Origin of the sequence: Zoogloea sp. LCSB751, assembly GCF_002028455.1 — a bacterium.
In the GTDB taxonomy this organism is placed as follows: Bacteria; Pseudomonadota; Gammaproteobacteria; order Burkholderiales; family Rhodocyclaceae; genus Zoogloea.
Window position 1 is genome coordinate 103,391 of sequence record NZ_MWUM01000018.1, and the last position, 6,436, is coordinate 109,826.

General features: G+C 61.9%; 7 protein-coding genes. 4 read left to right on the forward strand and 3 right to left on the reverse strand.

Annotation, left to right across the window (positions count from 1 at the left end; all coding sequences use genetic code 11):
* Nucleotides 1-11 precede the first annotated feature (11 nt).
* Together B4920_RS18330 and B4920_RS18335 are read right to left on the reverse strand one after the other, a co-directional pair.
* Nucleotides 12-2,075, reverse strand: coding sequence for a TIR domain-containing protein (locus tag B4920_RS18330; RefSeq protein ID WP_079436089.1), 2,064 nt, complete (start codon nucleotides 2,073-2,075; stop codon nucleotides 12-14).
* A 12-nt stretch (nucleotides 2,076-2,087) separates the two neighbouring features.
* The gene (locus tag B4920_RS18335; protein ID WP_139379551.1) at nucleotides 2,088-2,396 is read right to left on the reverse strand and encodes a hypothetical protein; all 309 of its coding nucleotides are present in this window, start codon (nucleotides 2,394-2,396) and stop codon (nucleotides 2,088-2,090) included.
* 28 nt (nucleotides 2,397-2,424) lie between these two features.
* Between B4920_RS18335 and B4920_RS29530 the strand changes: the two genes are divergently transcribed.
* Together B4920_RS29530 and B4920_RS18345 are read left to right on the forward strand one after the other, a co-directional pair.
* Entirely contained in the window at nucleotides 2,425-2,823 is a 399-nt protein-coding gene (locus B4920_RS29530; RefSeq protein ID WP_161493333.1) for a hypothetical protein, read from the forward strand.
* Between the two features lie 112 nt (nucleotides 2,824-2,935).
* The gene (locus B4920_RS18345) at nucleotides 2,936-4,975 is read left to right on the forward strand and encodes a methyl-accepting chemotaxis protein (protein WP_161493334.1); all 2,040 of its coding nucleotides are present in this window, start codon (nucleotides 2,936-2,938) and stop codon (nucleotides 4,973-4,975) included.
* A 33-nt stretch (nucleotides 4,976-5,008) separates the two neighbouring features.
* Here the strand turns inward: B4920_RS18345 and B4920_RS31000 are convergent, their stop codons facing one another.
* Nucleotides 5,009-5,173 (reverse strand): type II toxin-antitoxin system HicB family antitoxin, encoded by a 165-nt coding sequence (locus B4920_RS31000; RefSeq protein ID WP_079436093.1) that lies wholly within the window; start codon nucleotides 5,171-5,173, stop codon nucleotides 5,009-5,011.
* A gap of 25 nt (nucleotides 5,174-5,198) precedes the next feature.
* On the opposite strand from B4920_RS31000, the gene B4920_RS18355 reads away from it, so the two are divergent.
* Entirely contained in the window at nucleotides 5,199-5,513 is a 315-nt protein-coding gene (locus tag B4920_RS18355; RefSeq protein WP_079433682.1) for a transposase, read from the forward strand.
* A complete protein-coding gene (locus B4920_RS18360) occupies nucleotides 5,510-6,331 on the forward strand; it encodes an IS3 family transposase (protein ID WP_079436095.1) in 822 nt (273 codons plus the stop codon). Before B4920_RS18355 ends, B4920_RS18360 begins: the two co-directional genes overlap by 4 nt.
* The last annotated feature ends 105 nt before the right edge of the window (nucleotides 6,332-6,436 follow it).

Sequence of the window (6,436 nt, forward strand, 5' to 3'; positions counted from 1 at the left end):
GGCGTCGTCTCCTACTTGAACTGGCCGAGGGTCTGCACGAAGGCGTCACAGTCGGACTGCAGGCGATCCTCGGCAGCCACCAGCTGGGCCCAGAAGCGCTCCTCGATCGGCGACACCGCCGTGCGCACCGCGTAGCGCCGCCGCGGCCTGACCTGCCCTTCGTTGCTGAAGATGTGCCCGACGAGGCGGTAATGCCACACGTCCAGGTTGTAGCCGAGGAACAGCAGCGCGCTCTTCTGCAGCCGCCGCGAGAAGGCGCTCGGCGGCTTGGTGTGCTCGTTTTCCAGGCGGCCGAGGAAGGTCACGTGGTCGCTCTCGGTGATCACCACCGTATCGATGCCCGAGCGCGGATCGGCCAGCGCGTTGGCGAACGGCGAGCCGACGATCTTGTAGATGATGCGGTCGCCGTACTCGCCGAGGTCGGACAGCAGCCAGTTGTCGGCCAGCTTCACCTCCACGCCGGGCGCCTGCCCGCCGCGGCGGATCACCAGCAAGCGGCCATCCAGTTCGTCGTCCTCGGCACCGAGGATGTGGGTCACCACCGTGAAGGGCAGCCCCGACTGCTCCAGGAGGTTCTCGAAGACCCAGTCGTAACTCGCCGACACGACGATCCAAGGGCTCGTCATGGCGGCCAGGAAACGGTGCGTGCCGGTCATCACCAGGCTCTGGCTCTGCTCCTGCAACACCGTGGTGAGGCGTTTGAGGAAGGCGCCGCGCTCACCGCCGAAGACCAGCAACAGGTACTCGGCGGCGGTCGCCAGCGGGTAGCGCTCGTCGATGCGCATGCCGGCCTCGAGCCCGGCGGTCTGGATCAGCGCGCTGACCAGCCGGAAGGAACTCAGCGGGCCGCTGCCGAACACCCCGTCGCCGACCAGCGGCACCAGCCGCCCCTCGTCCAAGCAGCCGCGGATGGCCAGGAAGAACTCCCGGTTGCCGCGCAGCGCGGTGGCTGTCGGCGCCGCGGCGGTGCGGCGGGCGATCTCGCCGCGACTCGAATTGGTGTTGAAGCCCTTGCTGATCGCCTTCAGGTCGGGCGCCTCGGCGTCGATGCGGGCCTGCACATAGCGGCAGATCTCGTCTGCAGTGAGGATGCTGTCGCCGTCGTCGGCCTCGAAGGTGGTCACGCCGTGCACGAACCAGCGCACCATGCGCGACACCTGCGCGCCCTTCTCGGCCACGTCCCGGTCCGTCACCGTGCAGCCGGACAGCAGGTACTTGCCCTGCCCCTGGCCCAGGTTGGCTACCAGGATCGACGGGATGTCCACCTGCCCGCTGGCCTCCGGCGTCAGGCTGAAAATGCAGTCGAGCATGATCACCAGCTGACCGGCGGCGCTCTCGTTGAGGGCCCGCTTGGCGATCCACTCCATCGAGATCGCGGTGGCGTCCAGGTAATCCAGCTCCGAATCGTTGGGGCACAGATACAGGTCGCCACGCGCCGACAGCTTGGCGTGGCCGCAGTAGTAGAACAGTACCGTGTCGTTGGGCAGCGCGTCCTTGAAGACCTTCTGCAGGCTCTTCATCAGCGCGGTTTTTTCCGGGTTGAGCAGGCACTCGATCTCGAAATGGGCATCCTCCTGGCCGAGCGCGTCGTGCAGTGCATCCACATTGGCCGATGCGCTGGCCGACACCTGGAAGCCGGCGGCGTGGGCGTAGGCGTCCAGGCCGACCAGCAGCGCAGAGCGGGCGCCGCGCACACGCTTCTCGATGGGCACCACGAAGTTGTCGCGCAGCAGCGGGTCGGCCGGATCGCCAGTCCACGCGCGCAGGTCCAGCCATTGGGATTCGGTGAAGCCGAGGGGCACGCCGTCCCCATCCAGGCATACCTGCAGCAAGGTGCGCCGCTGGGCCGCCCGGCTCGCCTCGGAACGCACGAAATCGCTGGTCCGCGCCGCCTCGGTCCATAACACGACGACGCAGCGCGCGCCGTCGATCTGTTCCTCCAGCTCGCTACGCCAGGTACTCGCCGCGTCAAGGTCCGCGTCCCACCACACCGAGAAATGCTCGGACAGCACCTTGCCCAGGGCCTCGACCCGTGCCCGGTCGGGATGCGCGTAGCTCAGGAAGATGTCAGCCATGATCTCTGCCCCCTAGCGCGCGATGCCGGGGACGGCACCCCAGGGGGTGTAACAGGCGCAGGCCGAGCCGACCGGCATGCCGACCATCATCGGGCACGGCCCCGCACTGGTCGCACAGACGGTAGCCATCGGCAGGCGTTGCTGAACCGGCGGCAGCGAACGCATCGGAGCCTGGGGCACCGTCTGCTGCTGCGGCGGCACGCCGCACAGGCGATCGATCTCCTGCGGCGACACCCCCTCGTTGCGCAACTGGATCCGCTCCCGCGTCGTGCAATATCCAGCGGCGCTCCCGGGCAACAGCAGCCCCGTGGCAAAAGTCATAAGCAAAACGAGCAGATCCCGATGCTTCATGGCAATCACGGCCTCGAATCCGATGCGTCATTTCTTTTTATATGGCGCGGGGGAGCGGAAGTCCAAGGAATACTGCTGCTGGGCCCGCCGGCCCGGTCCGCCCAGGTCATCAGTTGAACCCCGGCGTCAATCCTTCGAACAAGCCCGCTTCACACTCGCCACAGAGATTCCAAAGAGCTCAGCGGTCGCCTTGATACTTGCTGAGCTCTCCGCACGCCAGGCAACCACTGCCGAGTCATTGACCGTCTTTCTGCGCCCCAGGCATCGTGATGCGGTATCTGCAACAAGCTCTAACGCGAAGCCTCCCCAATTCTCGCTGACAATGCTCGCCGAGCACATCTCCATCCACGGCCGCCAGCACTGGTTGCCGGCAATCGATGAAGATGATTCCGTTTGATTGAAGTCAAACACAGTCCAAGCTGGGGCCCAAAGCCCTCTAGCCTGCGCTCAAGACAGGCATTAGGGTGCCGATGAGAAACCGTCGGTTCATCGAAAATAGAAAGAAAACCATGAATGCAATTCGCAATGGGTTCGGATCAAGCATTGCGGGCAAGCTCAATGCAGCCCTCACGATCATCATCTCAATCGTCTTCGTTATCGCGGGTAGCCTACTGACCTACTGGCTCGGCGACAGCCTGGAGCAACGGGGCATCAAGGAACTGCGGCTAACGAACCAGCAGATTGCCGACATGATGGGCGCCTACGCCAGTTCCCTTGAGGAAAGCGCCAACCTCTTGGGCGCCTCATTTTCAGCCAGCCTGCCCAAAAGGATGAGCGTTGATTCAGCACATCCTGTCACCTCAGGCGACAAAGCCCTGCCAGCTCTGAAGGGAGGGGATGTTGTCTTCAACAACAACTTCGCTCAGGTTGATGAGTTCTCCCGCGTCACGGGCGGTGTCGCGACCCTCTTCGTTCGTGAAGGCGATAACTTCTTCCGTGTAGCCACTTCAGTGAAGAACAAGGAAGGAGAGCGTGTCACAGGCTCTGCTCTGGATGTGAAGCATCCGGCTTACCGACTGTTAATCGACGGCAAACCTTACGTAGGCAAAGCAACGCTGTTCGGCAAGGATTACATGACGCGCTATCTGCCCATCAACGACGATGCGGGCAAAGTGATTGGAATCGCTTTCGTGGGTCTGGATCTCACAGAAAGCATCAAAGCCCTGAAGGAAAAAGTAAGGTCAGTAAAAGTGGGCGAAACAGGCTACGCCTTTGTGCTGGACGCCTCGGTCGTACCCGGTATGGCGGTGATTCATCCCACCGCCGAAGGAAAGAACCTGATGGACGTAAAGGACAAGTACGGAGTACCTGTCGCTCGTACCCTCATAGAGAAAGGTAACGGAGTCACCCGCTACTGGTGGCAGAACGCAGGAGAGAAGGAGGCGCGAGAAAAACTCGTTGTGGTCCAACCCTTCGAGAAATGGGGTTGGTTGGTTGCCACCAGTGCCTATTCGGATGAGTTTGTCTCTGAGGTGCGAGCACTTCAAGTTCAGATAGCGATCGCGGCAATTGCCGTAACGCTGATCTTGGTGGTGACAATGATGATCGCTACACGGCGCTGGATCACGCACCCGCTGCGCTGCGCCCTAGCCGTGACCCAGCGCGTGGCCGATGGTGATCTGACCCAACACATTCAGGCTGAGTCTTCGGATGAAGTGGGTGAATTGCTCCGCTCCGTCGATGGCATGAGCACTCACCTCAGAAGCATGATCGCGGAAATTGATGCAGGCATTCGTGGGCTGGCCGAAAGCGCTCACAAGCTCTCGATGGCTTCCGATGCCGTTGCTGCCAGTTCTGGGACGCAGAGTCAGTCAGCCACGTTAATGGCCAGCGCGGTGGAACAGATGACAGCGAGTATTCAGCAGGTGGCCGAGCATGCACAATCGTGTCGCAGTCTGGCCGAAAACTCGGGGACTGTTTCCGACTCCGGCAGTGAGGTTATCAATCAGGCCATCTCGAGCATGGCCATGATCGCCGATACCGTCAATAAATCCGCCGAGGCGGTGCTGCATCTGGGCAATGAATCCAAGGAGATTTCGCAGATCGTGAACGTGATCAGGGAGATAGCGGATCAGACCAACCTGCTGGCTTTGAATGCAGCCATCGAAGCCGCGCGTGCAGGCGAAGCTGGCCGTGGGTTCGCTGTGGTTGCCGATGAGGTGCGCAAGCTTGCGGAGAGAACCAGCCTGTCAACAACCGAGATCACCCGGATGGTTGACGATATCCAGACAGGCGCAGAGAAGGCCGTTGAAAGCATGACCCGGGGGGAAGGACAAGTCCAGCAAGGTGTTTCCCTTGCTGCTGAAGCCGGTGGCCGCATTGCAGATATCAAGACCGGGGCAATACAGGTAAGCGATGCCGTGATTGGGATTTCGGACGCCCTGCGCGAACAAAGTGCAGCCAATCGGGAAATCGCCCGAAACGTGGAAACCATTGCCGAGCAAGCGGGGCACAACCATGTTCAGGCCCGCTCCACCTCCGATGCGGCACGTGAAATGGAGGTGCTGACAACGCAGATTCGTGCAAGCATTTCGCGATTCAAGACCTGAGCATCCACGTTGCCCGGCTTGGCACCGGTAGTTTTACCCTGCCCATGCCGGTAAATCGAGACGGGAGAGCACCCGTCGTGGCAGGGTGCTGTTCACCCGTTCGATCTGATCATCGAGCATGGCCGGATCGATTTCGACCAGCGCCCAGATCCAGCCGGCGAACTCCGGCCTGTATTGACCCAGTAAATCCCTGCTCAGGTGTTAACCTTGAAAGGAACGACACATGAGTACGGCGATGGAAGACGAAATCAAGCGTTGGACAGCCAAGCGCAAGAGCGCGCTGGTGATGGAAATCCTGCAAGGGAAGACGACGGTGGCGGAGGCCAGCCGTTCGTACGATCTGCCCCCTTCAGAGATCGAGACCTGGATCGATGAGGCGAAGCGGGGCATGGAGAACGCGCTGCGTGCCAACCCGCTGGACATCCGGGAGCAGTACGAGAAGCAGATCAAGCAACTCCAGGAAGCCTACGGGGAAGCGATGCTGGAGCTGCGTGCCCGAAAAAAATTGCAGTCCCTGCTGGGTGAGGACGAGAAGTGATCGAGACGATCCGCCAGGGACTGCAGGAAGAAGGTGTCGTCGTCTCGATCAGCCAGCTGTGCCGGTGGTTTGAAGTGCCCCGCCGCACCTTTTACTACCAGTCGGTGAAGGCCCCACCGAAGGTGCAGCCCCGCTTTGCCGAACCGATCAAGGCGATGATTGAGGACAACCCGTCCTTTGGCTACCGGACGGTGGCGCATCTGCTTGGGTTCAACAAGAACACCGTGCAGCGGGTGTTCCAGCTGCAGGGCTGGCAGGTGAGGAAGCGCCCGGTCGGTTTCCGGCCGCGGATCGAGGCGCGGCGCTCAAGGGCATCCCAACCCAACGAGCGTTGGGCGACGGATCTGTGCCGTGTCTGGGCAGGGAGGGACGGCTGGGCCACGCTGGCGCTGGTGATCGACTGCTTCAGCCGAGAGCTGCTGGGCTGGCATGTCTCACGCAGCGGCAAGTCCCGTACCGCCGAAAGTGCGCTGGAACAGGCCCTGATTGCTCGCTTCGGTACGCTGGGGCGCGTGAAGGCGCCGTTTCTGCTGCGCTCGGACAATGGCCTGGTCTTCACCAGCCGCAGCTACACGGCGCTGGTCAAGAGCTACGGCCTGAAGCAGGAGTTCATCACGCCCTACACCCCGCAGCAGAACGGCCTGGTGGAGCGGATGATCCGAACGTTGAAGGAGCAATGCATCCATCGCCACCGCTTTGAAACCCTGCAACACGCCAGCCGCGTCATTGGCGACTGGATCCAGTTCTACAACCACCGGCGGCCGCATCAGGCGCTGGAGATGAAGACCCCGGCTGAGGCATTCGCTTTAGCTGCATGACCTGTGCAGGATTTGCTGGGTCAATACAATCCGCTCGTAGCTCTCCACCCAGCGCACGCTCTCCAGAATCCCGCCCCGCGGTGTGTCCCCCTTCTTGAACTCCCG

What these genes read in the sequence shown, in the direction of transcription:
- B4920_RS29530 (WP_161493333.1), top strand. Translation starts at nt 2,425, where the DNA reads ATGGCAATCACGGCCTCGAATCCGATGCGTCATTTCTTTTTATATGGC.
- B4920_RS18330 (WP_079436089.1), bottom strand. Translation starts at nt 2,075, where the DNA reads ATGGCTGACATCTTCCTGAGCTACGCGCATCCCGACCGGGCACGGGTC.
- B4920_RS18335 (WP_139379551.1), bottom strand. Translation starts at nt 2,396, where the DNA reads ATGACTTTTGCCACGGGGCTGCTGTTGCCCGGGAGCGCCGCTGGATAT.
- B4920_RS18345 (WP_161493334.1), top strand. Translation starts at nt 2,936, where the DNA reads ATGAATGCAATTCGCAATGGGTTCGGATCAAGCATTGCGGGCAAGCTC.
- B4920_RS18355 (WP_079433682.1), top strand. Translation starts at nt 5,199, where the DNA reads ATGAGTACGGCGATGGAAGACGAAATCAAGCGTTGGACAGCCAAGCGC.